This window comes from Bacillus sp. AR4-2 (assembly GCF_008274865.1).
Classification (GTDB): domain Bacteria; phylum Bacillota; class Bacilli; order Bacillales; family Bacillaceae_G; genus Bacillus_A; species Bacillus_A cereus.
Map to the genome: position 1 here is coordinate 1,000,889 of NZ_CP031062.1, position 25,107 is coordinate 1,025,995.

Consider the following 25,107-nt stretch of genomic DNA (forward strand, 5'->3'; position numbering starts at 1 on the left):
AATCATCAAGGTGTTTTAGTTATTAGTTCAAAACTATCCGAATCAGCCCCAAGTATAAAAGGACTAACTTCGCCAACGCTATAAAGTTGTAATTCGTGCATTGCGCGCGTACAAGCAGTGTAGAACAATCTACGAACGCTCTCATCGCTGTACACATCTTTAGAAGCATCGTAAATAATAACGGCATCAAATTCAATGCCTTTCGCTAAATAAGCAGGGATAATAACAACGCCTTGTTCGTATTCAGCAGAGGTGCTCTTCACAAGTTTAATATCTTCAATGCTACTAAGTTCCTCATAGGCAGCGGCGCTTTCAGCTGCGGATTTACAGATGATTGCGATCGTATTGTGCTGCTCTTTTTGTAGTTCAGCAACTTTGGCAGTAATATGTTCGTGCAGTTCGCTGTAATCAGCTACTTTCGTCACTGTAGGTTTCGCGCCGTCACGTTCAAAGGCGTGAATGTTCTTCCCTTCCGGTACGAGAGCACGTGTAAATTCAATAATCGGTTTTGTTGAGCGATAGCTACGAGTTAAGTTAATGCCGTTTGTTTCGTCTGGCCCGTATAAATTCGTAAGTGTATCGAAATTCACCGTTTCACTCGCATGGGCAAATATCGCTTGGTTAAAGTCTCCGAGTACCGTCATTCTTGCAGCAGGGAAGAGACGTTTTAAAAACTCGAACTGAAACGGCGAGTAATCCTGTGCTTCGTCTACGAGTACGTGTTTAATCGATCTGTTCGTTTGGAAGCCTTCAATTAATTCTTTTAAAAGTAAAAATGGAGTCGCATCCTCGTAATATAGCTTTCCTTCATCAAGCATATTTACTGTTAATGAGCAAATATCATCCCACTCTTTCGGTTTTTCTCCAGTAACCCATGATGCATCTGTGAAAAGCTGTTTATATATACCTGTAAAATTGATAAAGCGCAATGTTTGAACGCCTTTACGAAGAGGCTTCAATTTTTTACGGACAATCATACGTCCAAGTACTTTCGCCTCTTTCTCAAAATCGTTAAAGGAGTTGTCGTCAAACTCGCCTTTTTTCTGTAAATATTTATAAGCCTTTTGATATTCATCTTTACTAAGTAGTTCGATTTCTTCTTCTACCCAAGGCTTTTTCAGTTCTGCTTTTTCAAGTGCATCTATTTGCTTATTTAGCCAATCCGTTAACTTCTCAATTCGGCTATGGAAGCGGAGAGAGGAGTCAGTATTATAAAATTGCTCTGTGATTTCTTTAGCTGAGGCAATTAGTTTCCCTCTAAATTTCATTCCTCTAAATAGCATGCCTGAAGATTCAAGAGATTGTCTGTAAGCTCTAATCATCTCGAAAAATTGAGTAGATGCTTTAAATCGGATGCTAGCATTTCTCGTTTTATAGGTAGGGTTATTTGTTTCAGTTAGCATATATTCTAATTGCTCATAAGGGTCTTCAACGTCAAATGACTTGCTCAGTCTATGATTTAAATATTCTTGGAATGTCACTTGCTGCATATTTTCTTCACCGAGTTCAGGTAGTACGTTAGAAACGTAGCTATTGAACATAGAGTTAGGGGAGAAGAGAATAATTTGATCCGCTTTTAGCCATTCGCGATATTTATATAGTAAGTAGGCGATTCGCTGCAGGGCAGCTGACGTTTTACCACTACCAGCAGCTCCTTGCACGATAAGGAGTCGGCCTTCATCGTGACGAATAATTTCATTTTGTTCACGCTGAATTGTAGCGACGATACTTTGCATATGTTTGTTCGTACCTTTTCCGAGCGCTTGTTGCAAGATTTCATCGCCAATTGTAAGGCTCGTATCGAACATAGAATCAATCTCGCCATTTTGAATAATGTATTGTAATTTTTTCTCCACATTACCGTGGATTACGCCTCCTGGTGTACTGTACTCAGCTGGTCCTGGTGGATAATCGTAGTATACACTCGAAATAGGTGCGCGCCAGTCATATATAAGAAAGTTTTCTCCGCTAGCATCCGTAAGTGTAGCAACACCGATATAAATTTGATCCGCAGCAGATTCTCCTTCTTCTTTGAAATCAATTCGTCCAAAATAAGGTGCTTTATGCATGCGTCTTAATGCGGCAAGTCGATTAAAGGTATGCTTATGGGTAATTTGTGTGACAGCTAGTGACTGAGCTTGTTGTCTTAAGTTGATAACTGTTTCAAGATAATCATCAAAAGTATCCGTGTTCACTTTCACATCATCCCAAAAGTGTTTACGAATATTGATTACTTCTGCCCGGCGTCTGCCAGTTTCGTTTTCCAGTTTATCAATTTGCTCCGTAATTGTCTCGATTACGGTATCCAATCTTTTTTGCTCTAAATCAAGTTTTTTGTTCATACGGTAAGCACTCCTTTAAAAGTGAAAAATAGAGGTTGACTGAAGATGTGTTTTGGTGTACAATTAAAATACGGATAAATACGTTCCTTTTATTTTAGAAAACGTGTTTCTGTACTAATTTAACATAGTTTTTGAATTTAATCAATGATAATAAGATAAACCTTGGTTCTGCGTGGCGTGGATCAAGGTTTTTTTGTGTTTTTCTTTAAGGAAGAATCGCAATTTTATTGAGGAGAATGTAAGTAAAGCAAAGAAGAAAATCAGGAATAGGGGGATACTGATGCAAAAATATTTTGAGGAAGCACATCGTTTTTGTTCTCGTAATAGAAAGTACTTAGAAAAGGATGTTATATGTGGTTGTTTCTATTGTTTAGAAATTTTCCATCCAGAAAAAATTACAGAGTGGTGGGATGATGATAACACAGCAGTTTGTCCGCATTGCGGGATTGACTCTATTATAGGAGAAAATTCTGGATTTAAAATTACAGAAATGTTTTTAAGTGAAATGCATAAAAGATGGTTTTAGTTAAACGAATGAAAAAATAAACTTTCATTAACGAAGAGGATACATAAAAAAGCTCGGGCCGAAGCCCAAGCTTTTTTTACTTCATTATTTCTTTTCTTCTTTTTTATCGTCAGCTTTTTTCTCTTCGAAAAGATCTTTTAAATCTTTATCGTCAACTTTTACGTCAGCTTTTTTGATTTCTTTCATCATAAGATCGTTCATGAATGCAGCATCTTGTGCTTTCTTCTGAACTAGATCTTTTTTGATGTCGCCTTTTACTTCATCAAATGGTTTTTGTTCTTTAATGTCTGTTACTTTAATGATGTGGTAACCGAATTGTGATTTCACAGGTTCGCTTACTTCATCTTTTTTCAGCTTGTAAGCAGCATCTTCGAATTCTTTAACCATTTTACCAGCAGTAAAGTAGCCAAGGTCTCCGCCTTTTTCTTTTGAACCAGTATCTTCAGAGTATTGTTTCGCTAACTCTTCGAAAGATTTACCTTGTCCAAGTTCTTCTTTTACCTTTTTCGCAGTAGCTTCATCTTTTACAAGAATGTGGCTTGCTTTAATTTCAGGCTTGTAGTTTTCTTTTAGTTCTTTATCAGTGATTGTTTTCTCGATAGCTTTTTCTTGAGCTAATTGAGCACGCACACCAGTTTTTATAGTTTCTTCTTTAATACCTTGTTGTTTTAATAGTGTATCGAATTGATCACCGTATTGTTTTTTCATTTCATCGAACTTTTTGTCTACATCTTTGTCTTCAACTTTGTAGTTTTTAATAAGTACTTTTTCCATAACCATGTTGTTTAGTACTTGTTTACCAGCTTGTGTCTTCATTTGATCGTAGAATTCTTCTTTTGTAATGTCACCAGCTTTAGATGTAACAATTTTGTCTGATGATGATGTTCCACATGCTGATAATGCGATTACACTTGTTGCGGCTAAGGCAAGCATAGCTTTCTTCATTCGATAAACACTCCTACTATTATGTATTTTTAATTTATCCTACACCAATGAATTTTGATTCATAAGAGCCCGATTAAGTCTCACTGATACTTTTGCTTTTTTATATTGGTAAAGCGCGCTTAACAGGGCTTACCGAGGCTGAGGATAAAGTTTTGATGAATGTTTTGTTCTATAGTATAAGCAATATGTACAAAATTTAATATATCATATTTCGAACCGTTTTCATATTGATAAAGAAAAATTAACCAGCACGTGTCAGATTTTGAAAGTGTGCCATATTGGGCGTATGCCGCATATACAGAATAGAGGAGGGGATGGGGATGAATTCTCAACTTATTTTATTACTTGTACTGTTTATTTTATTGGTTATTGTAGGTATAATTTGCTTATAGAGGAAAAAAGTGAGGAAGGGGCTTTCCTTCCTCACTTTCCATGAAATATAATTTCTATATAACTAGAAATTAATAAAATTGTTATACATACATTAATAACCCGAAAGACACCGGGCTGGCGGCTCGCAGCTATTTGTTTTCGTTCACACAGTGTATGTGTCATGAAATTCGTGTAAAATATAACAAGAAGTGCGAATGCGACAAAAACAACTGTTATAAGTGTCATGAGGCGAGACCTCCTTTTGGCTAAAATACATATACATATATTGTATCACACGATATTTTGTTCGTGTTACAAAATTCAGAAATAGAAGACTTTGTGTTAGAAAGTGAGGGAGAAAATGGACGTTGTTAGAAGATTAGAACAAGCTGAATACTATGTAGACCTACTATTTAAAATGATTGATGAAGAGAAGTGTCCATTTTATTCTTTGATCATAAAGAAAAAAGCTCGTAAAAAAGATATTGAACGTATACTAAATCTTTGTGAAAAACTGAACGAGCAATATGTAGTGGAGAAAGCAGAAGGGCTTCTTTTGTTCGATGCGCTGTTAGATCAATTTGAAAAAGCGCTTCCACATCAGCTCGAAGTACACGAAACTGCGGAAGCGCTAGCAAAACAAGGTTTATTTAAGCCGCTTATGAATGAATTCTTAAGCATGATTGCGAAAAAATAAATAGATTATTTCTTAACTAACTTTTGATCGGATTCTGTAAAGTTCTCTTCAATATCTTCTAATGATTTCTCAAAAATATCGATAAAGTCTTGTCCGTAAATATTACGCAGGATTGCAATCAGTTCGATATTTTCTGGGAACTTCCCATAAAAATTACGAAGTGCAAGAGCCCCATTAAACACTGAATTATTTTCAGGATCATACTCCTCCATTAAGCGAAGTAGTAATTCTTCCCCTTTGTCTGTAATTTCAATGTACGTATTTCGTTTATCATCTTCCTTTTTTGAGAATACAAGATAGCCACGTTCTTCTAGCTTTTTAGAGAAGTTAAACGCCGTTGATACGTGCATAACTCCAAACTTAGCAATCTCAGAAATAGAAGCCCCTTTTAAATGATAAGCGATTGTTAAAATATGATGTTCATTAATATTTAAATCGTAAGGTTTAATCCACTGCTGCCAATCTTTCTCTACACATTTCCATAACGCTTTCGATAATTGAGCAATGCGTTGGCTGAAAATCATCGCTTCTTTTACCGAGTAATCTTTTTCTCCACTTTTCATTTACTCACCCACTTTAACATTCTTTTTTCATTACTATCTATTATGCCAGTAAAATAAAAATTAATAAAGTCTTTTTGTGAGAATTGTGAAAATTTTTCGGAAAAATGACATTCTATACAAATCATGCATAACTATGGAAGCGTTTTATGAGTCGTGAATACATACGTTGTCCTTACATGTTAAGTGATAACATATATTGTAAATGCATAAAAACACGGCATATCTATACGACATGCCGTGTCAAGGTCAATTTATATAAAAAATATTTGTTATATGCAAAAAACTAAGCAGGAATTTGTTTACGCTTTTTCTGGAACAGCTTCTTGTAGTTTCTCAATTGACTTTTGGATGTCCAAAATTTCTTTCTCAATATGGCGCTTGTTTTGAGAAATATCTTGCTTCCAGTTAGAAAGTGTATCGTGCATATCGTCTTTTAATTCTTGGAACACTTCTTTACCTTCTGAAGCAGTTTCAACGATTTGACGTTTTAATAATTTCGTATCAGCTGTAATATCAGCTAAAGTCTTTTTAATATCATTTCCTTTTTCTTTTAACTTGCCGCGCATGTCTTTACCAGAAGAAGGAGTTGAGAAAAGAACAGCTAGTCCAGCAACTGCTCCGCCGCAAATAACACCTGTAATAAAGGATTTAGCTTTTGACATAAAAGGAGACCTCCTTATTTTTTGTTCGTATTCATGATGGGAAAATATGCATATCTTTCTTATATGTGCTATGCACAAACAATCATCCCTGAGCATTTTAAGTAAAGAAACAAGCCATGCGGAATTTGATGACTTCAGGGAAGTGGCTTGTTATGTATTACGCCTTCTTATAGTGTCATTATTTCACACTATTTGCAATTGTACTTGCGATGTTTTGTAAATTTTCCATAGTGTATTCATTTTGGTGTGATTTCCAAACAGCACCGAAACCATCTTTTTCACCGTAGCGTGGAATTAAATGAAGGTGGAAGTGGAACACAGTTTGTCCAGCTTTTTCACCGTTATTGTTAAGTAGGTTAAAGCCAACTGGATTAAACTCTGCTTTAATCGCATTTGCGATTTTTGGAACGACAGAAAAAATGTGTGATGCGATTTCTGGCGTTAACGCAAAAATGTCTTGTTTGTGAACTTTCGGAATAACAAGAGTATGTCCTTTTGTTACTTGACTAATATCTAAAAATGCAAGCACATGTTCATCTTCGTATACTTTTGAGCAAGGGATTTGCCCGTCAATGATTTTACAAAAAATACAATTGTCTGCTGTATGATTCATTGATCTCATCCTTTCAAATATCCTTAGCCGTATTTTACCATAATTACATAAGAGAACAAACACGAAAAACAGGAAGCTGACTCAGCTTCCTGTTTTCTGAAGAGGGATTGAAAAAGCATTATCGTAATTTACGTTTCGCAGACACCTCATTTATTTAAGAAATGCACGGTAAATCGGCTAAAGTTTCTGCCGCAGACACCCCATTTTCAAGTGAAATGAATTGCAATCTTTTTTAAAATGAAATTGTTTATTTTTTAAAACAGTATATGCTCTTTCAGAGACACCCCGTTTCGAAAATGAAACAAATGATCTGGTTATGTGTAAATTTCATTGTCCAACTTGGACACCCCATTTCATGATGACTTCACTATGTTGTTGTACTCATCAATTGGTGGTTGCTTTTTCAATGTGTTCCTTCTTCAATAATTATGATGTCCGCTTTCGGGAAATTATATGCTAATAAATTTAAAAATTTTTTTTGAGTACATGGATACTATGTAGTACAGCATAATTTTTGGTAAGATGAATATAGAATGAATACTAATGAAGAAAGTGGTGTCGTATGAGCGAGTTATTGCGTGTGGAAAATGTTACAGGAGGATATACGAAACGACCTGTATTAAAAGACGTTTCGTTCTCTGTTAATAAAGGCGAACTTGTCGGCTTAATCGGTTTAAATGGAGCTGGTAAAAGTACGACGATTAAACATATTATCGGTTTAATGGAACCGAAAAAAGGAACTGTCACAATTAATGGGAAAACAATTCGTGATGATATGACAGCGTACCGTTCTAGCTTTTCATTTATTCCGGAAACGCCGGTATTATATGATGAATTAACGTTAGAAGAGCATTTGAAATTAACAGCTATGGCGTACGGCGTGGATGAAAAACAATATGAAGAACGTGTAGGACAACTACTACAAGAGTTTCGTATGAAAAATCGTTTAAAATGGTTTCCATCTCATTTCTCAAAAGGGATGAAACAAAAAGTAATGATTATGAGCGCATTTTTAGTGGAGCCATCTCTTTACATAGTAGATGAACCTTTCGTTGGATTAGATCCGTTAGCGATTCAATCCCTTCTTCAAATGATGGACCAAATGAAAAAGAGTGGTGCCGGTATTTTAATGAGCACACATATTTTAGCGACGGCAGAGCGTTATTGTGATTCGTTCATTATTTTGCATCAAGGTGAAGTAAGAGCGAAGGGAACGCTATCTGAACTGCAATCACAGTTTAATATGCCAGGTGCAACGTTAGATGATATTTACATCGCGCTAACAAAGGAAGAAGATTATGAATAGCACAGCGTTATGGAAAGAACGATTTCGTCACTTTCTAAAAGAAGTTCGTACATATAGTAAATACGTATTTAATGATCATTTGAAATTTATTTTCGTGTTCATCATCGGTGCGGGAGCGTATTATTACCAGCAATGGTTACAAACGTTAACAACTTCGTTTCCAACTGCGCTCGTAATGGCAGTATTAATTGGACTCGTGTTAACGGCTGGATCCATTCAAACATTATTAAAAGAAGCGGATCTCGTTTACTTACTGCCAGTTGAAGAAAAGTTAAAACCTTACTTCACAAAGGCATTTCTTTTTACATTTATGATTCAGTTATACATAATCGCAATCGTAGCAGCCGCGCTTGCTCCGTTATACTTCCAACAAATGAAGCAAACAGGAGCTGGCTACATATGGATCGTACTCGCATTTGTCATTGTAAAAGCGTGGAATTTATTTGTAGCGTGGGAAAAGTCATTTTTAACAGATCAAAATATACAAAGGGCTGATTGGTTTATTCGTTTTATCCTAAACGGTTTATTTGTATATTTCCTTGTAGAACGTACTTCAGTTCTTTTCATTGGTGGAATCGTCCTTCTCATGGTGTTATACCTTGCTATCATGCATCAAATGGTCAAAGGAAAGCCACTAAACTGGGAGTATTTAATTTCCGAAGAAGGTAAGAAGATGATGCTACTGTACCGCATTGCGAACATGTTCGTTGATGTACCAGCATTAAAAGAAAGAGTAGCCCGCAGAAAATGGCTAGATTTCATTCTGTCGATGATAGGCGAAAAGCGTACATATTTATACTTATATACGAGAACATTTTTAAGATCTGGTAATTATTTTGGATTATATGTGCGTCTGCTCGCTCTTGGCGGAGTAATTCTTTACTTCATTCCATTTTTATATGGACGATTTATCGTAAGCCTTATCTTCCTATACTTAATCGGTTATCAGCTATTAACTTTATGGAAACATCATCGCATGAAAATTTGGCTTGATTTGTATCCAGTAGGGGGAGAAGAGAAGAAGAAAGATTTTCTTGCTTTATTAAACGCGATTCTAATCATCGGAAGCGTAATCTTTACAGTTATATTTGCACTAGCAACGAAAGATTTCATGATGACAGGAATTTTACTTATCGTAAGCATATTATTTAGTATCGGTTTCGTTTACCAATACGGGGCGAAGCGCATTGAGCGTTTAAATTGAAAGGAATGAACCTATGATTACATACGAAGAGAAGGTTATAAAAGAATTGGAGCAGTGGAAAGCTACATTCATGAAAGATTCTTCTATGATGACACGGTTCTCCAAAAAAGTGCAGACGAAGGTGCAACAGCTCATTCCGGCGAAAGTACAAAAGGTACTAACAGAGACGATTCGTATGATGGTGCAAACGATTAGCGCCGGGTCAAACTTTATAAAGCCGAAACTAAAAGAGACGACATGGTCACTGCAAAGACGTGACGATGAAGTTCGTAAAAAAATGGATGAGTACAAAAAAATAGCAGCGGCAGAAGGAGCAGGGACTGGAGCTGGTGGTATTCTCCTCGGTCTTGCTGACTTTCCGCTTTTACTTACAATTAAAATTAAATTTTTATTCGATGCAGCGACATTGTACGGATTTGATACGAGTAAACAAGAAGAGCGTCTTTTTATCCTTCACGTTTTCCAACTTGCCTTTTCAAGTGACGATCACAGAAAAGAAATATGGAAAGCAATCGAAACGTGGGATACAGAAAAAGAAAATCATATGGACTGGGAAAAGTTCCAAACAGAGTACCGAGACTATATTGATTTAGCGAAAATGCTTCAGCTCGTACCAGTAATCGGTGCCCCAGTCGGCGCATATGCGAACTATCAATTACTGCAAAGGCTTGGAGAAGTGACGATGAATTGTTATCGTATGCGATTGCTGAATAGAGATTAAAAACAAGGCGTCCTACATATGTAATGTAGGACGCCTTTTCTTAGAAGCTAAGTCCGATATAGCTAATTCCAGCTATAATCAATACGATAAAAAGTACAATGATTAATGAAAATCCGCTCTTACCAGCTTGTCCCGCTTCACCGCCGCCATTACCACCACTACCGCCATTACCACCAAGTCCCATATGATATCCTCCTTATTCTTATATGTTGCTTTTACTTTATAACTTTCTGTATTTTCCAATAAATACCTTCTGTAGTGCTAACTAAATTGAAAATCATTTCGTTTTGTTTTATAATTTACTTACCGAACGGTAAGTAAAAATAAGTGAGGTACAGTATGACGAAGAATTTACAAACATCGCAGAACATTGTAGAGGCATCATTTAAACTTATGGCAGAACACGGCATTGAGAAGATGAGTCTTTCCATGATTGCGAAAGAGGTAGGTATTTCAAAACCGGCTATTTACTATCATTTTTCTTCTAAAGAAGCGTTAGTTGATTTTTTATTTGAAGAGATTTTTTCTGATTATCATTTTACAAAATACTTTAATGAAGAGCGGTATACGAAAGAAAACTTTGCAGAAAAGCTAATCGCAGATGGTTTACATATGCTCTCTGAGTATGAAGGGCAAGAAGGAATACTACGCGTTATCAATGAATTTATCGTAACTGCATCGCGAAATGAAAAGTATCAGAAACGTTTATTTGAAATACAAGAGGATTTTTTGCATGGTTTCCATGATTTATTGAAGAAAGGCGCGAGACTGGGCGTTGTGTCACAACATGAAACGGAAGAAAATGCTCATACGCTAGCGCTCGTGATCGATAATATGAGCAACTATATGCTCATGGGATTCCAGTTAAAGTATAAAGAAATTTGGATTCGAAATGTGAAAAACGTAATGAAGGAGGAGTAAAAATGAAAATGCAAAAAAACTGGTGGCTCGGTTTTCTTGGATTTATTGGGGTTTATAAAATACCAGGTATGATTGAAGCTTTTCAAGCGGATGGAAATTGGATGAAGTTAATCGGTTTCATTTGGCTACTTTGGTTCGGATATTTTATTCCTGAGAAGAAAGAAGATTAAATTCCAATTTTCTGTAAAGTTACGTAAAATATAGATTGAGAGTATTCATATATTAGATTACTAGATTTGGAGTGGTTACATGGATCCATTGAAAAATGAAATTCACCCTGACATGGTCAAGGTGTGGAAAGCGCGTTCTTTAATTGAGCTAGGAATCAGTATTATAGTCATTTTTGCATATCTTTTCTTTATGATTAAGTTTAATTGGTGGGCTTGGATTTTCTATGTGCTCATCGGATTAACAATCGTATATACACCGTTTGATTACTTTACGTTTCCGAAACTACGTCAACGTTATTACAGCTACCAACTAAATGAAGAAGAACTTGAAATTCAGCATGGCCTTTTCGTTGTTAAGCGCGTATTAGTGCCGATGATTCGTGTACAGCACGTAACGATTGAACAAGGGCCAATTATGAGAAAATACGGATTAGCAGAATTACACATTTCAACAGCAGCAACTTCTCATAGCATCCCAGGTTTAACGATGTATGAAGCTGAAATGTTGAAAACGAAAATCGCAGAATTAGCGAAAGTGAGTGATGAGGATGTATAAGAGGCAGCATCCTATCACGATGTTATTAGAATTAAAAATAACAGATTTTATACCACTCATTATTTTTCTTTTTAGCTTAAGGGGAAAGTTTCCATTTTGGTATTTAGTTCCTATTGGTTTTGCGTTGATCACAATTATTTCAGCTATCGTAGGCTGGTATTACAAAGTATACTGGGTCGAAAATAACGTATTACATGTGAAACAAGGTCTCTTTGTGAAAAAGGAGAGCTACTTAAATAAAGAACGTGTTCAAACAATTAATACAAGTTCTAACGTACTATACCAAATGCTCGGTTTGAAAAAAATTCAGATTGAAACAGCTGGCGGGGGCGATGAAGCAGAAGTTAGCTTAGCTGGAATTACGGTAGAAGAGGCGACGGAGCTTATTACTTTGTTAAATGAGCCAACTCCAGAAGTGAAAGCAGAAAAAACGTTAGACGAAGCAGCAGAAAATACAGTAGAAAAAGCAATTGTTACAGAGGAAAAACAAACGACAGAGTACAAGTTAACGTGGAAAGAGATTTTAATAGCGTCTGTTACATCTGGTCAATTTGGAGTATTGTTCTCTTTAATCTTTTTCGTTTATCACCAAGTAGATGAGTATATTCCGAAATGGATAAAAAATAGTGTGACGTCATATGTAATGGACCACGATATATATGGCTGGATTTACATGGTAGCTATTTTACTTGTCGTTTCTTGGATGATATCTACAATTGGCTACGCGTTAAAACACGGTAACTTCACAGTGAATCGAAAAAATGATGAAGTCCGTATTTCGCAAGGGTTACTGGAGAGAAAAGAACTCGTACTAAAATTGCACCGCATTCAAGGGATTACGATAAAAGAAGGCATTTTACGCCAACCGTTCGGTTATTGTGCTGTGCAAGTAGAAGTCATTCAAAGTGAAGGGAAAGAAGAAAAAGTTACACTGCATCCTATCATTCGAAAAGATCGAGTGCAACAATTACTCGCGCATTTACAATTACCATACGAACTGAATGCAAGTATTACTTCGTTACCAAAAGCAGCATTGCGCCGCTATCTCATTGATAGTTTTATCTTTTTCGCTATGCTCGCAATCCCGCTTACTGGAATAAGCATATACTTTGAAAAGTATTACATCATGTGGGCATTACTACCGCTCGCAATCCTTATCTTTACACTTGGATACGCAACATTTAAAACAAATGGCTACAGTGTTAACGGAGAACAAATTACACTTGTCTATCGTAGCGTCGGAAAATATACAGGACTTATTAGAAGAAGACATGTCCAATCAATGGAGAAGACACAATCATATTTCCAGCGCCGTGCGGATTTATGTACGTATAAGTTTTCGAGTGCATCATCTAGTTACAAAATAGAGCATACGAGAGTAGAAGATGCGGAGAGAATGCAGGATTGGTATAAGAATAAAATAAATGAGATGTAACTTGAGAAAGCTTGCCTATTATGAAAGGCAGGCTTTTTTGTTATAGGGAAAAGAGTCGTTTAATCCATATATTAGTACAACTACAGCACACATGTATCAATACGTATGAAAAAAGGTAATATGCTTCTGTTTTAGGAAAATATGTGGGATTTTTGATATAAATGGTATAATAAAATGGAAATAGTATTAGGAGGTTATATATGATAAGTCAGTTGAAAAGAGAAGCACTTGATGCATTAAAAGGAAGATGGGGACTAGCGGTAGGGGCAACCTTATTAATTGGAATCCTTATTGGAGCTGTTGAAATGCTAACAACAGGTATTTTCTCGATATTTTGGGGTTGGGAAGAAGCAAGTGATTCACTTACAGTAAGTATTATAGTAATGCTTGTTATTGGTCCATTAACAATAGGTGCCTATTATCTTGTTTTAAATGCAATTCGTGGGACTGATGCTCGCATTGGTCATATATTTAGATGGTTTAGCGATGGAAGTAAGTTGATGAAGTCGTTTTTAACATATTTACTAATGTATGTATACTTGACTCTATGGACATTACTTCTTATTATTCCAGGTATTATTAAATCATTTTCTTATTCTATGACATATTTTATTTTGAATGATCATCCAGAATATACAGCGAATCAAGCGATTACTGAGAGTCGTCATATGATGAATGGACATAAAATGGATTACTTTTTACTATGCTTAAGTTTCTTAGGTTGGTTCATTTTAAGTATTCTTACTGTAGGAATCGGTTTCTTATGGTTAGCACCTTATTTCTACGCGACATCAGCCGCATTTTATGAAGAGATTTCAAAAGAATATTATAGAAAAGAAGGCACTACTTTCTAATAAAACATATAAACTATCTACCCTAAAGAATGTAGGGAGCAGATAGCAGATGGTTTAGGTGTTTTGATATTTGTCCTATTTTCGGGATTCACTTCAGGATAAGGTATAGATTTTTATATAGAAATGCTACCCTCTATGTTTTATCATAGAGGGTTATTTTTTTATGTAAAAATGATAGGAAATAATGAATAATATATGTAAAGAAAAAAGCGAGGTGAATGAGAGTGAACAAATTTTTAATACCGTATTCATTTTCTATATTAAGTTTCTTTATTTCAGCAACAGCACTTGATTTATATGATAGGATGGGAAACAATAGTGAGCTGGTTTCGCCGAACATAATTGGAAAGATAATTCAATCTACTGCGCAAATGGGAGTCCTTACATTGTATTTCGGAGTACCTATTATTTTAGGTGGCTGTCTACTTGGTGAGCTATTGTTTAGAGGTATCATTTTACGATTTAAACTCAGCTATATTATATCTTTATTATTATATCTACTTTTAGTTTTTAGTATTGTTTTCGTAACGGTAGGCATTCCAACTACATATGAAGATTCTAATACATTTTTCATGGGGATAACTATGATTTGTGCTGTGACATTCTTTATGGGCCGGAATATATGGGAGAAAAAAGAAATGAATAATGGAGTAACAGAATGAAATATACATGTCCGTGCTGCGGGTATAGAACAATAGAAGAAGAACCACCAGGTACATATGAAATTTGTAATATATGTTACTGGGAAGATGATGAGGTACAGTTTAACAATCCTGACTTTGAAGGCGGTGCAAATGAAGTCTCGTTAAGACAAGCACAGAAAAATTTTATTGTATTTGGTGCTTGCGAGGAATGTTTTATTGGATTAGTTAGAAAACCGACTAGTGAAGATGTGAAGGATGCTAGTTGGCAGCGAATTTGTTAAGTAAAATGTTATTACTCAATTCAATGGGAGTAATAACATTTTTTATTTAGTGCTGAAAGAATTACTGCCATCTTAAAGTAATAGGAAGGACTAAATCGGTAAATTTTATTAATGGATATATTAGGAATGAATATGAAAGTATAGATGTATAGTCAATGTTGTGTATTTGATGTTATCATATTGAATGATATGGAAATTTTTAATAGAATAAGTAACTAAAAATTCAAAGGTAATGAAGCTTTTGTTGTATAAAGAAAATACTTAGTAGTAATCAACAATATTAAAAATAAGATTCGTATTTATATAAATTTAGTAGAAATGGGGTTTTAAAAAGGAATGAGTATAAGCATAACGCGGCAAAAGATTTTGGCGGCCGCTTCTCAAATTGTGCAATGTAAAGGGGTTGCTAAATTAACCTTAGAAGCAGTGGCAAAAGAGGCGGGTGTAAGTAAAGGTGGATTATTGTATCACTTTTCAAATAAAGAAGCTTTAATAGAAGGTATGATAGTCAGAGGGGTAGAGGATTATGAGGGAGCCATTTACAATAAAGTAGCGGAAGACGCAGAGAAGAAAGGGAGATGGGTTCGCTCTTTTGTAGAGGAAAGATTAAATAATGAGAGAAGAACAGAAGAGTTATCTAGTAGTATGATGGCAGCATTCATGTTAAAACCTGAATTACTTGAGCCATTACAACAATCATTTCAGCAACTGCAAAAGAATATAGAAAACGATGAGATAGATGCAGTTTGTGCAACAATTATTAGATTAGCAGCAGATGGATTATGGTATTCGGAATATTTAGGGGTTGGAAGACTAAGCCCTGAGTTAAGAGAAAAAGTGATTCAAGCTCTTATTAGGAATTCATATAAATAGAATATACGAACTATATAATGTAAAAATAATTCACCGTTGCTTCTTTAATGTAGTGGTGAATTATTTTTTTTATTAGAAAAATAGAACAATTTTATAGAGTATTGAATTATAACCGTCCAGACGGTATAGTAATATTTGGTTTAAGAGGAAAATGAAACAAAAAAAGAATAAAAGATATTTTTAGCACACTATTCGAAAGGATAGGCCGCAAAGCTTAGAGTCTACGGTAATACATATTGGTTACTAAGATCGTCTGGTTGCACATTTTTGATGCAACCGGACGGTCTTTTTTTGTTATATAAATATAAAAAATAGGAGGGAACTATGCAAATGAAAAGTACTAAAAGACATATTTCAATGGTTTCATTAGTTTTTCTAGTATTATTTTCAGTGCTGAATGTGTGGGCTCCAGTTATTCAAGCTGCTGTGATGAAAAGTCCAGTGGACGAAATTAATATTTCCCGTACTGATGGCACGACATCTGAACCGTATCAAGCCTCAGATGGTATGAAAGTAGAAGTGAAGTGGTCAGCTAAAGAAAAAATAAAAAGTGGAGATCAATTCACAATTGATATGCCAAAAGAGTTTCGAAAAGACCTTATGAATATGAGTTTTCCTTTAAAAGATGCTGAAGGAAAAATAGTTGGTACATGTGAGATGAAAAAGGGTCTATTAACGTGTACTATGGGGGATTACGTAGAAGGAAAGAATAACATTAAAGGTTCTTTATTCGTAGAATTCTACTTTGGTCTAGAAGCATATGATGGTGTTAAAGAAATTCCATTAGAATTTAACGTTGATGGTCAAATCGTCAATAAAGAAGTAAATGTAAGTAATACGACAGAGAGACCGAAGCCACAGCCCAATACAGATAATCTATTGAAATGGGGTTCTTATAATCAAGAAGATCCTTCGATTGCTGATTGGCTTGTATATGTAAATGCAACTGGAACAGAAATGCAAGATCTTAAATTAACAGATACATTAGGACCTGGGCATGAGTTAATTACAGACAGCGTAGTATTAGAAGAGGCTGTATTTGAAGATGGTTATGCACCAACAAATATTAAGCCAGCAGATTTATCTAACATTAAAATTAATGCAACAAAGGCTGGATTTACAATTGAGTTTCCAGACAGTTCAAAAGGTTATATTTTAAGATATAAAACAAAGATTACTAATCCTTCTGCAAAGCCTCATAAAAATACTGTGAAATTAGAAGGTAAAAATATTAAAACTGAAGAAAAAGTAGGACAAGTATTCGTAAGTGGTGGAGGGGGAACCGGTTCAGGTGACGATAATCCACCTAGTATTGAAAAAAATATAGTTGATGAGAATGGCAAGCTTGTAGAGAATGAGCAGCTAACACAAATGGATCAAGTGATTCAATACCAAGTTGGTACACATATACCAAACGATCCTCCTAAATACACATCAATGGTAATTCGTGATGATTTAGAAGATGTTTTAGAAGTATTAGAGGCAAAAGTGTATGATCAAAATGGCCAAGATATTACTTCTAAAGGGACGTTAAAGATAGATAAGCAAAGAAGTGAAGTAACATTTACGTTTGGTGAGAATTTTGACTATAAGTCATATGAAGACCAGATAATTAATCTTAGTATTAAGGCGAAAATTAAAAATGATGCAGACTTATCTTCTTACGTAGATAAGAAGATTCCTAATAAAGCGGAATTACATTTTGATGATAAAACATTAACATCAAAAGAAGTAACTATTACGCCGCCTGAAGCTCCAAAAGATGGTACAGTATCGCTTCATAAAATAGATTCTGAGAATCCGAACAAAGGGTTAAAAGGTGCCGAATTTGAAGTCCGAAATAGTGCAAATGAAGTTGTTGCAAAACTGAAAACGGACGAAAAAGGTTTTTCAGTACCTCAACCTTTAGCTCCTGGGACGTATAAAGTATATGAAACAGTAGCACCAGAAGGATATCAAAAATTAACAAGTCCAGTAGAGGTTACACTTCAAGCTGGAGAAACAAAAACAATTGAAATTAAAAATACTATGCAAAAGGGTCAAATTGAAGTAAAGAAAATTGATTCGGAAAATGGTGAAAAACCATTAGCAAATGCAGAGTTTGATATAGTAAAAGACGGTGTAGTAGTCGAACATATTGTTACAGATAAAGATGGTAAGGCAATCTCTAAACCGTTAGCACCAGGGAAATATATTTTAAAAGAAACGAAAGCGCCTGAAGGCTACCAATTAAAAGAAGCAGAGTTCGAAGTAAATGTAACAGGGGACGGCATATTCCCAATACAAGTGGAAAATGCAATGGTAGACAAAGGTAATATAGAAATCACAAAAGTGGACAAAGAGAACGGGGCAGTATTAGCGGGTGTCGAATTTGAAGTCCAAGATGAGAAAGATGGAGTAGTAAGAAAAGTAGTAACAGATAAAGATGGAAAAGCAAACGTTTCAGATCTATCAGTAGGAAAGTACAAATTAGTAGAGACGAAAAGCTTACCAGGTTATAAAAAGCTAACAGAACCAGTACCATTTGAAATAAAAAAAGGTATGACAAAATCTTTAGCAATAAAAGTAGAAAATGAGCAGTTAGACAAAGGCTCAGTAGAAATTATAAAAATAGATAAAGATAGCCAAAAAGTACTAGAAGGCGTAGTCTTCGAAGTGCAAGATGAGCAAGGCAAAGTAGTAACAGAAGTAAAAACAGATAAAGATGGTAAAGCAAAAATCTCTGATTTATCAGTAGGGAAGTACAAATTAGTAGAGACGAAAAGTTTACCAGGCTACAAAAAGCTAACAGATTCAGTATCATTCGAAATTACAAAAGGTATGACAACAGTCCTATCGTTGAAAGTAGAAAATGAACAGTTAGATAAAGGTTCAGTAGAAATTACAAAAATAGATAAAGACAGCAAAAAAGCATTAAAAGGCGTAGTCTTTGAAGTGCAAGATGAAGCTGGAACAGTAGTAAAGGAAGTAAAAACAGATAAAGATGGTAAAGCAAAAATCTCAGATCTATCAGTAGGAAAGTACAAATTAGTAGAGAAAGAAAGTTTACCAGGCTATAAGAAATTAACAGAGCCAGTATCGTTTGAAATTACAAAAGGTATGACCGAGATCTTATCATTAAAAATAGAAAATGAAATGGTAGATACGGGAAATATAGAGATAACAAAGATAGATAAAGATAATAAAGCACCGTTAGCGGGAGTAACATTCATCGTACAAGATGAAAAGGGTAAGGAAGTTACGAAAGTAACGACAGATAAAGAAGGAAAAGCAAATGTTTCAGATTTACCTGTAGGAAAGTATGAATTAGTAGAGGTAGAAAGTTTACCTGGTTATAAAAAGTTAGAAAAACCAGTATCATTTGAAATTAAAAAAGGCATGACCGAGGTCCTATCATTGAAAGTAGAAAATGAAATGGTGGATACAGGGAATATAGAGATAACAAAAATAGATAAAGATAGTAAAGCTCCATTAGAAAATGTTGTATTTGAAGTACGTGATTCAAAAGGAAAAGTAGTTGCGAAAGTAAAAACGGATAAAGAAGGAAAAGCAAACGTTTCAGATTTATCTATTGGAAAGTATGAGTTGGTAGAAGTAGAAACACCGGCAGGATACAAACCACTAGAAAAGCCAATTTCATTCGAAATTGAAAAGGGTAGAGTAACAGCATTACAATTGACTGTAGAAAATGAATTAGTGGATACAGGAAATGTAGAAATTACAAAAGTAGATAAAGAAAATAAAGATGCTTTAGCTGATGCAGTCTTTGAAATTCAAGATGAAGCAGGACAAGTAGTCGCTAAAATAACGACAGATAAAAAAGGGCAAGCACAAGTTACTAATTTATCAGTCGGCACATACAAGGTAGTAGAAGTAAAAGCACCAAAAGGATATAAACAATTAGTAGATCCGATTACTTTCCAAATTGAAAAAGGTATGACAAAATCTCTTGCTTTAACAGTAGAAAACGAAATGTTAGACAAGGGAAATGTGGAAGTAACAAAAGTAGATAAAGATAGTCAAAAAGTATTAGAAGGCGTAGTCTTCGAAGTTCAAGATGAGCAAGGCAAAGTAGTAACAGAAGTAACGACAGATAAAGATGGAAAAGCAAACGTTTCAGATCTATCAGTAGGAAAATACAAATTAGTAGAGACGAAGAGTTTACCAGGTTACAAAAAATTAACGGAACCAGTATCATTCGAAATCAAAAAAGGTATGACGAAAGTTTTATCATTGAAAGTAGAGAACGAACTGTTAGATAAAGGTTCAGTAGAAATTACAAAAGTAGACAAAGAAAGTGGCGCAGTATTAGCGGGCGTAACATTCGAAGTGCAAGATGAAAAAGGCAAAGTAGTAACAAAAGTAACGACAGATAAAGAAGGAAAAGCAACAATTTCAGATTTATCAGTAGGAAAATATAAGCTAGTAGAGGTAGAAAGCCTACCAGGATATAAAAAACTAGCAAAACCAGTATCGTTTGAAATTAAAAAAGGCATGACAGAAGTTTTATCACTAAAAGTAGAGAACGAATTAGTAGATAAAGGCTCAGTAGAAATTACAAAAGTGGACAAAGAAAGTGGCGCGTTATTAAAAGGCGTAACATTCGAAGTGCAAGATGAGCAAGGCAAAGTAGTAACAAAAGTAACAACAGATAAAGAAGGAAAAGCGAAAATTTCAGATCTATCTGTAGGAAATTACAAACTAGTAGAAGTAGAAAGCTTACCAGGCTACAAAAAGCTAACAGAGCCAGTATCATTCGAAATCAAAAAAGGTATGACAGAAGTCTTATCATTAAAAGTAGAGAATGAACTAGTAGATAAAGGTTCAGTAGAAATTACAAAAGTAGATAAAGATAGTCAAAAAGTATTAGAAGGCGTAGTCTTCGAAGTACAAGACGACAAAGGAAAAGTAGTAACAGAAGTAAAAACAGATAAAAATGGTAAAGCAAAAATCTCAGACTTATCTGTAGGAAAGTACAAATTAGTAGAGAAAGAAAGTTTACCAGGTTACAAACAATTAACAGAACCAGTATCATTTGAAATTACAAAAGGTATGACAGAAGTTCTATCATTAAAAATAGAAAATGAAATGGTAGATACGGGAAATGTAGAAATTACAAAAATAGATAAAGATAATAAGGCACCCTTAGCAGGTGTAGTCTTTGAAGTACAAGACGACAAAGGCAAGGTAGTAACGAAAGTAACGACAGATAAAGCTGGAAAAGCAACAGTTTCAGATTTATCAGTAGGAAAGTACAAGCTAGTAGAAGTAGAGAGTTTACCAGGCTACAAAAAATTAGAAAAGCCTGTACCATTTGAAATTACAAAAGGTATGACAAAATCTTTAGCGTTCACTGTAGAAAATGAAATGGTAGATACGGGGAATGTAGAAATCACAAAAATAGATAAAGACAGTAAAGCACCATTAGAAAATGTTGTATTTGAAGTACGTGACTCAAAAGGCAAAGTAGTTGCGAAAGTAACGACGGATAAAGAAGGAAAAGCAAACGTTTCAGATCTATCAGTAGGAAAATACAAATTAGTAGAGACGAAGAGCTTACCAGGTTACAAAAAGTTAACGGAACCAGTATCATTCGAAATTACAAAAGGTATGACAAAAGTCTTATCATTGAAAGTAGAGAACGAACAGTTAGACAAAGGTTCAGTGGAGATTACAAAAATGGCCGCTGAAAGCAAGGAAGTCTTATCAGGAGCTGTGTTTGAAGTTCATGATGAAAAGGGAAAAGTAGTAGTGAAAGTAACAACAGATAAAGATGGAAAGGCAAAAATCACAGATCTATCTGTAGGTAACTACACACTAGTAGAAGTAGAAGCACCAAAAGGATATGAAAAATTAACTAATCCAATTCCATTTGAAATTACAAATGGAATGATAAATGCAGTTCAATTAGAAGTATTAAACAAATTGAATCATTTAGCACCACCAGGTCCAGAAACACCAGATCCAGAAAAGCCTGGAACACCAGATCCGGAGAAACCTGGAACACCGAATCCAGAAAAACCTGGAACACCAGATCCAGAAAAACCTGGAACACCGGATCCGGAGAAGCCTGGAACACCGAATCCAGAAAAACCTGGAACACCAGATCCAGAAAAACCTGGAACACCGAATCCAGAAAAACCTGGAACACCAGATCCAGAAAAGCCAGGGACACCGAATCCAGAGAAACCTGAAAAAGAATTACCGAAGACAGGGCAGAAAATGCCTGTGGAACCATATATGGGAGCACTTCTTGTAATGATGAGTTTTGGGTTACTCGTATTAGGTAGAAAACAGCAGAGATAATAAAGGTGAAAAGGTATCCTCAAAGTATTTGAGGATACCTTTTTTAGCATAAAAAAAGCATCTAGCAAAAGTACTAGATGCAAATAAAAACACAAGGGAAGACAAAATTCTTCCCTTTTCCCGTATGTAATTATATCAAAAAAATTATAAAAAACTAGCTATATTTAAAATATAATTTTTAAAAAAGTTATATACATAAATAATTGCAATACGCGCAGTTTTATCTTTCTGAAAAATCCATTTCTTTAATTTCGAATATTAAGACTAATGTTGATAAATCTTCAGATAATTAGAAAAAATAACCAAAAGGATATATAATATTGCTTAATAAATAATTTTAATGAATTACATATATTTCATTTGGTGTATTAATTGAATATCATAATTTAAAATTTTATTAAGCAAGAATCTCGGTTACTTATTGCATTTCTAACATAGGGTGAGATAGAAAAATACAATAGTGTGGAGGTTTTTATAATGACGTTTGTTCTTAGTAAAATGAATGGGTTTAGCATAGAAGAAAAGGTACATGAATTTGAATCTAAAGGATTCCTTGAAATCTCAAATGAAATCTTTTTACAAGAGGAAGAGAATCATCGTTTATTAACACAAGCACAGTTAGATTATTATAATTTGGAAGATGATGCGTACGGTGAATGCCGTGCTAGATCTTATTCAAGGTATATAAAGTATGTTGATTCACCAGATTATATTTTAGATAATAGTAATGATTACTTCCAATCTAAAGAATATAACTATGACGATGGCGGGAAAGTTAGACAGTTCAATGGCATAAATGATAGCTTTTTATGCAATCCTTTAATTCAGAATATCGTGCGTTTCGATACTGAATTTGCATTTAAAACAAATATAATAGATACAAGTAAAGACTTAATTATAGGTTTACATCAAGTAAGATATAAAGCTACTAAAGAAAGACCATCTTTTAGTTCACCTATTTGGTTACATAAAGATGATGAACCAGTAGTGTTTTTACACCTTATGAATTTAAGTAATACAGCTATTGGTGGAGATAATTTAATAGCTAATTCTCCTCGAGAAATTAATCAGTTTATAAGTTTGAAGGAGCCTTTAGAAACTTTAGTATTTGGACAAAAGGTCTTCCATGCCGTAACGCCACTTGGAACAGAATGTAGTACGGAGGCTTTTCGTGATATTTTATTAGTAACATTTTCTTATAAGGAGACAAAATGAGAGAGAATAAAATAATTATGATTTCTGGAGCCAATAGCGGTATAGGTCATGCTTGTATAAAATACTTTTTAGAAAAATCATTTCATGTAATAGCGCTTGATATTCATAATAATAATTTAATAGATTATATGAAAACAGATATGCCTTTGAAAGTAGTGCAAATTGATTTAAGTAATAGCGAAGCGATTCATAATCTTTTTACTCAATTAGATTTAGAAAAGCTTTCTCCTGATATATTAATAAATGCAGCTGGTATTCGAGAGATAACACCTGTTTTACATTTATCCGATGATATGTTTAAAAAAGTAATTGATGTAAATTTAGTAGCCCCATTTATCCTTTCTAGGGAAGTAGCTAAGCGATGGTGTGAATCGAAAATAAAAGGTTGTATTGTGAATATAGCATCGGTTTCTGGATTAATGGCTGAACCAGAGCGAGCTGCTTATGTTGCATCAAAGCATGCTTTAATCGGATTGACTAAACAGATGGCTATGGAATTTGGTAAGCAAAATATAAGGGTAAATAGTATTTCTCCCGGTGTTATTAGAACTGAACTTACAGAAGAATACTTTAGTAATAAAGCCTTGATGTCTATGATAAAAAGTAATCAATCTTTAGATACTTGGGGGTTGCCGCAGGATATTGTTTCATGTATTGATTACTTGATTTCTGATCAGGCCCGCTTTATTACTGGTTCTAATTTTGTAATTGATGGTGGTTGGACTGCTGGAAAAAATTTATAATTGAGTGTTTTTGAGGAAAAGCACCTGTCCTTTTTTTAGGCTGGTGTTTTTCTCACTATAAACCGAGTTTTTATTGGAGGGGGATTAATTTGCTTCAAAAGAGTTTTAAGCAAGAGAAAACGGTACCGGCCTTAAAGATGATAGCATCAATGGTTATCTTTGGATCAGTTGGCTTTTTTTCGGTTCAAACAAACTTACCTTCGTTTGAATTAGTGTTTGTAAGGTGTATTTTTGCGACAATATTTTTAAGTGTATGCTGGTTGCTTACAGGGCAATATAAACAAGATAAATGGGAACGAAAAGAAGTTATTCAAGTTTTAATATGTGGCTTTTTCTTAGTATTTAATTGGGTTTTCTTATTTAAAGCCTTTGAAAATATGTCAGTTACAATTGCTATCTCAGTTTATCATCTTGCACCAGTAATTGTACTGTTAATTGGAAGTATCGTCTTTAAAGAAAAATTAACATTCATATCTATCATTTCAATAATTGTGTGTTTTGCAGGAGCTTTATTAATTGCTGGTATCGATGGAAGCTTCTCTTTCGGTTCATTAATGTCTTCAGGTATGATATGGGGATTTCTTGCAGCTCTCTTTTATGCATTTACAACTTTATTTGGTAAAGGGATTAACAAAATGAGTGCGTATGCAATGACATTTTTACAAACATTCTTGGGGATATTTCTTTTAATACCATTTATAGATTTAGATGCTTTTAGTGGCCTCACTCAAAGTAATTGGACATATATTATAGCTACTGGTTTTATTCACACAGGGATAGTATATTATCTGTTTTTTGATAGTTTACGCTATTTATCTACAAAAACAATCTCAATATTAGTTTTTTTAGATCCGGCAGTGGCAATATTATTAGATACTGTACTTACTGGATTCCGTCCAACTTTAATGCAAATAACAGGAATTCTTTTTATTTTTATTGGCATGACTTTAACATTAAAAAAATCTAAAGATAAAAAACTGAGCCAAAAAGAAAAGCGAATTGAAAGCGATGCTAGTATATCTCAACAATAATGAAATATATTGTGTATAAAACGATAAACCTTACATGAATCATGTAAGGTTTATTTTAGTTCAATATAATTCATATTTATAATACATAATTTTCAAAACTGAGGTGTGTGTTTCTTTAATATGCTTT

At 34.5% G+C, this 25,107-nt stretch carries 24 protein-coding genes and 1 riboswitch; of the genes, 17 read left to right on the top strand and 7 right to left on the bottom strand.

Annotated elements, in window-relative coordinates:
* Positions 1–5: 5 nt before the first annotated feature.
* Complete coding sequence (gene helD, locus DN399_RS05230; RefSeq protein ID WP_149149388.1) at positions 6–2,342, bottom strand: RNA polymerase recycling motor HelD; 2,337 nt, start codon at positions 2,340–2,342, stop codon at positions 6–8.
* A 280-nt stretch (positions 2,343–2,622) separates the two neighbouring features.
* Here helD and DN399_RS05235 point away from each other — a divergent pair, with 280 nt between their 5' ends.
* The gene (locus tag DN399_RS05235) at positions 2,623–2,868 is read left to right on the top strand and encodes a hypothetical protein (RefSeq protein WP_001174909.1); all 246 of its coding nucleotides are present in this window, start codon (positions 2,623–2,625) and stop codon (positions 2,866–2,868) included.
* An 84-nt stretch (positions 2,869–2,952) separates the two neighbouring features.
* On the opposite strand, the gene prsA is transcribed toward DN399_RS05235, so the two are convergent.
* Both prsA and DN399_RS05250 read right to left on the bottom strand, forming a co-directional pair.
* Complete coding sequence (gene prsA, locus DN399_RS05240) at positions 2,953–3,813, bottom strand: peptidylprolyl isomerase PrsA (RefSeq protein ID WP_000710058.1); 861 nt, start codon at positions 3,811–3,813, stop codon at positions 2,953–2,955.
* Between the two features lie 423 nt (positions 3,814–4,236).
* On the bottom strand, positions 4,237–4,431 hold the full coding sequence (locus tag DN399_RS05250) for a hypothetical protein (RefSeq protein WP_000172690.1): 195 nt from the start codon (positions 4,429–4,431) through the stop codon (positions 4,237–4,239).
* 115 nt (positions 4,432–4,546) lie between these two features.
* Here DN399_RS05250 and DN399_RS05255 point away from each other — a divergent pair, with 115 nt between their 5' ends.
* Complete coding sequence (locus tag DN399_RS05255; RefSeq protein WP_000383655.1) at positions 4,547–4,882, top strand: DUF1878 family protein; 336 nt, start codon at positions 4,547–4,549, stop codon at positions 4,880–4,882.
* 5 nt (positions 4,883–4,887) lie between these two features.
* Here DN399_RS05255 and DN399_RS05260 read toward each other — a convergent pair whose 3' ends face one another.
* The 3 genes from DN399_RS05260 to DN399_RS05270 form a co-directional block, all read right to left on the bottom strand.
* Positions 4,888–5,445: an HTH-type transcriptional regulator Hpr gene (locus tag DN399_RS05260; RefSeq protein ID WP_000834924.1), complete on the bottom strand. Its 558-nt coding sequence runs from the start codon at positions 5,443–5,445 to the stop codon at positions 4,888–4,890.
* A gap of 299 nt (positions 5,446–5,744) precedes the next feature.
* On the bottom strand, positions 5,745–6,107 hold the full coding sequence (locus DN399_RS05265) for a YtxH domain-containing protein (RefSeq protein ID WP_000030300.1): 363 nt from the start codon (positions 6,105–6,107) through the stop codon (positions 5,745–5,747).
* Positions 6,108–6,285: 178 nt separating this feature from the next.
* The gene (locus tag DN399_RS05270) at positions 6,286–6,720 is read right to left on the bottom strand and encodes an HIT family protein (RefSeq protein WP_001016835.1); all 435 of its coding nucleotides are present in this window, start codon (positions 6,718–6,720) and stop codon (positions 6,286–6,288) included.
* A 562-nt stretch (positions 6,721–7,282) separates the two neighbouring features.
* Here DN399_RS05270 and ecsA point away from each other — a divergent pair.
* From ecsA to ecsC, 3 genes are read left to right on the top strand one after another with little or no spacing between them, the layout of a single operon-like run.
* Positions 7,283–8,026, top strand: coding sequence for an ABC transporter ATP-binding protein EcsA (gene ecsA, locus DN399_RS05275; protein WP_001292603.1), 744 nt, complete (start codon positions 7,283–7,285; stop codon positions 8,024–8,026).
* The gene (ecsB, locus tag DN399_RS05280; protein ID WP_001089131.1) at positions 8,019–9,230 is read left to right on the top strand and encodes an ABC transporter permease EcsB; all 1,212 of its coding nucleotides are present in this window, start codon (positions 8,019–8,021) and stop codon (positions 9,228–9,230) included. Before ecsA ends, ecsB begins: the two co-directional genes overlap by 8 nt.
* Before the next feature lie 13 nt (positions 9,231–9,243).
* Positions 9,244–9,951: an ecs operon protein EcsC gene (gene ecsC / locus DN399_RS05285; RefSeq protein WP_000634142.1), complete on the top strand. Its 708-nt coding sequence runs from the start codon at positions 9,244–9,246 to the stop codon at positions 9,949–9,951.
* Between the two features lie 40 nt (positions 9,952–9,991).
* Here the strand turns inward: ecsC and DN399_RS05290 are convergent, their stop codons facing one another.
* Positions 9,992–10,135 (bottom strand): YjcZ family sporulation protein, encoded by a 144-nt coding sequence (locus DN399_RS05290; protein WP_000522758.1) that lies wholly within the window; start codon positions 10,133–10,135, stop codon positions 9,992–9,994.
* Positions 10,136–10,290: 155 nt separating this feature from the next.
* Between DN399_RS05290 and DN399_RS05295 the strand changes: the two genes are divergently transcribed.
* The 12 genes from DN399_RS05295 to DN399_RS05345 all read left to right on the top strand — a co-directional run bounded on the left by DN399_RS05295 (position 10,291) and on the right by DN399_RS05345 (position 24,980).
* On the top strand, positions 10,291–10,872 hold the full coding sequence (locus DN399_RS05295) for a TetR/AcrR family transcriptional regulator (RefSeq protein ID WP_000164838.1): 582 nt from the start codon (positions 10,291–10,293) through the stop codon (positions 10,870–10,872).
* A 2-nt stretch (positions 10,873–10,874) separates the two neighbouring features.
* Positions 10,875–11,042, top strand: coding sequence for a hypothetical protein (locus tag DN399_RS27985; protein ID WP_000783813.1), 168 nt, complete (start codon positions 10,875–10,877; stop codon positions 11,040–11,042).
* Between the two features lie 79 nt (positions 11,043–11,121).
* Positions 11,122–11,598 carry a PH domain-containing protein gene (locus DN399_RS05300; protein ID WP_000371345.1) on the top strand — a complete coding sequence of 159 codons (477 nt, stop codon included), beginning with the start codon at positions 11,122–11,124 and terminating at the stop codon, positions 11,596–11,598.
* On the top strand, positions 11,591–13,033 hold the full coding sequence (locus DN399_RS05305) for a PH domain-containing protein (protein WP_098279422.1): 1,443 nt from the start codon (positions 11,591–11,593) through the stop codon (positions 13,031–13,033). The genes DN399_RS05300 and DN399_RS05305 overlap by 8 nt, the downstream gene beginning before the upstream one ends.
* Before the next feature lie 200 nt (positions 13,034–13,233).
* Complete coding sequence (locus DN399_RS05310; RefSeq protein ID WP_000625401.1) at positions 13,234–13,887, top strand: DUF975 family protein; 654 nt, start codon at positions 13,234–13,236, stop codon at positions 13,885–13,887.
* Between the two features lie 224 nt (positions 13,888–14,111).
* Entirely contained in the window at positions 14,112–14,549 is a 438-nt protein-coding gene (locus tag DN399_RS05315) for a hypothetical protein (protein ID WP_149149389.1), read from the top strand.
* Positions 14,546–14,812, top strand: coding sequence for a CPCC family cysteine-rich protein (locus DN399_RS05320; protein WP_000877842.1), 267 nt, complete (start codon positions 14,546–14,548; stop codon positions 14,810–14,812). The genes DN399_RS05315 and DN399_RS05320 overlap by 4 nt, the downstream gene beginning before the upstream one ends.
* A gap of 336 nt (positions 14,813–15,148) precedes the next feature.
* The gene (locus DN399_RS05325) at positions 15,149–15,685 is read left to right on the top strand and encodes a TetR/AcrR family transcriptional regulator (protein WP_000028016.1); all 537 of its coding nucleotides are present in this window, start codon (positions 15,149–15,151) and stop codon (positions 15,683–15,685) included.
* A gap of 172 nt (positions 15,686–15,857) precedes the next feature.
* Positions 15,858–15,950: riboswitch (cyclic di-GMP riboswitch) on the top strand.
* 59 nt (positions 15,951–16,009) lie between these two features.
* Entirely contained in the window at positions 16,010–21,991 is a 5,982-nt protein-coding gene (locus tag DN399_RS05330) for a SpaA isopeptide-forming pilin-related protein (RefSeq protein WP_149149390.1), read from the top strand.
* 477 nt (positions 21,992–22,468) lie between these two features.
* On the top strand, positions 22,469–23,206 hold the full coding sequence (locus DN399_RS05335; protein ID WP_000144812.1) for a 2OG-Fe dioxygenase family protein: 738 nt from the start codon (positions 22,469–22,471) through the stop codon (positions 23,204–23,206).
* The gene (locus DN399_RS05340) at positions 23,203–23,949 is read left to right on the top strand and encodes an SDR family NAD(P)-dependent oxidoreductase (RefSeq protein WP_139849529.1); all 747 of its coding nucleotides are present in this window, start codon (positions 23,203–23,205) and stop codon (positions 23,947–23,949) included. Before DN399_RS05335 ends, DN399_RS05340 begins: the two co-directional genes overlap by 4 nt.
* An 89-nt stretch (positions 23,950–24,038) precedes the next feature.
* Positions 24,039–24,980: a DMT family transporter gene (locus DN399_RS05345; RefSeq protein WP_000939621.1), complete on the top strand. Its 942-nt coding sequence runs from the start codon at positions 24,039–24,041 to the stop codon at positions 24,978–24,980.
* Positions 24,981–25,107 lie beyond the last annotated feature (127 nt).

Excerpts from the sequence above, each read along its gene's own strand:
- prsA (WP_000710058.1), bottom strand. The coding sequence starts at position 3,813 with ATGAAGAAAGCTATGCTTGCCTTAGCCGCAACAAGTGTAATCGCATTA.
- DN399_RS05305 (WP_098279422.1), top strand. The coding sequence starts at position 11,591 with ATGTATAAGAGGCAGCATCCTATCACGATGTTATTAGAATTAAAAATA.
- ecsA (WP_001292603.1), top strand. The coding sequence starts at position 7,283 with ATGAGCGAGTTATTGCGTGTGGAAAATGTTACAGGAGGATATACGAAA.
- DN399_RS05270 (WP_001016835.1), bottom strand. The coding sequence starts at position 6,720 with ATGAATCATACAGCAGACAATTGTATTTTTTGTAAAATCATTGACGGG.
- helD (WP_149149388.1), bottom strand. The coding sequence starts at position 2,342 with ATGAACAAAAAACTTGATTTAGAGCAAAAAAGATTGGATACCGTAATC.
- DN399_RS05235 (WP_001174909.1), top strand. The coding sequence starts at position 2,623 with ATGCAAAAATATTTTGAGGAAGCACATCGTTTTTGTTCTCGTAATAGA.
- DN399_RS05295 (WP_000164838.1), top strand. The coding sequence starts at position 10,291 with ATGACGAAGAATTTACAAACATCGCAGAACATTGTAGAGGCATCATTT.
- DN399_RS05325 (WP_000028016.1), top strand. The coding sequence starts at position 15,149 with ATGAGTATAAGCATAACGCGGCAAAAGATTTTGGCGGCCGCTTCTCAA.
- DN399_RS05255 (WP_000383655.1), top strand. The coding sequence starts at position 4,547 with ATGGACGTTGTTAGAAGATTAGAACAAGCTGAATACTATGTAGACCTA.
- DN399_RS27985 (WP_000783813.1), top strand. The coding sequence starts at position 10,875 with ATGAAAATGCAAAAAAACTGGTGGCTCGGTTTTCTTGGATTTATTGGG.
- ecsC (WP_000634142.1), top strand. The coding sequence starts at position 9,244 with ATGATTACATACGAAGAGAAGGTTATAAAAGAATTGGAGCAGTGGAAA.
- DN399_RS05310 (WP_000625401.1), top strand. The coding sequence starts at position 13,234 with ATGATAAGTCAGTTGAAAAGAGAAGCACTTGATGCATTAAAAGGAAGA.
- DN399_RS05260 (WP_000834924.1), bottom strand. The coding sequence starts at position 5,445 with ATGAAAAGTGGAGAAAAAGATTACTCGGTAAAAGAAGCGATGATTTTC.
- DN399_RS05265 (WP_000030300.1), bottom strand. The coding sequence starts at position 6,107 with ATGTCAAAAGCTAAATCCTTTATTACAGGTGTTATTTGCGGCGGAGCA.
- DN399_RS05340 (WP_139849529.1), top strand. The coding sequence starts at position 23,203 with ATGAGAGAGAATAAAATAATTATGATTTCTGGAGCCAATAGCGGTATA.
- DN399_RS05250 (WP_000172690.1), bottom strand. The coding sequence starts at position 4,431 with ATGACACTTATAACAGTTGTTTTTGTCGCATTCGCACTTCTTGTTATA.
- ecsB (WP_001089131.1), top strand. The coding sequence starts at position 8,019 with ATGAATAGCACAGCGTTATGGAAAGAACGATTTCGTCACTTTCTAAAA.
- DN399_RS05320 (WP_000877842.1), top strand. The coding sequence starts at position 14,546 with ATGAAATATACATGTCCGTGCTGCGGGTATAGAACAATAGAAGAAGAA.
- DN399_RS05300 (WP_000371345.1), top strand. The coding sequence starts at position 11,122 with ATGGATCCATTGAAAAATGAAATTCACCCTGACATGGTCAAGGTGTGG.
- DN399_RS05335 (WP_000144812.1), top strand. The coding sequence starts at position 22,469 with ATGACGTTTGTTCTTAGTAAAATGAATGGGTTTAGCATAGAAGAAAAG.
- DN399_RS05290 (WP_000522758.1), bottom strand. The coding sequence starts at position 10,135 with ATGGGACTTGGTGGTAATGGCGGTAGTGGTGGTAATGGCGGCGGTGAA.
- DN399_RS05330 (WP_149149390.1), top strand. The coding sequence starts at position 16,010 with ATGCAAATGAAAAGTACTAAAAGACATATTTCAATGGTTTCATTAGTT.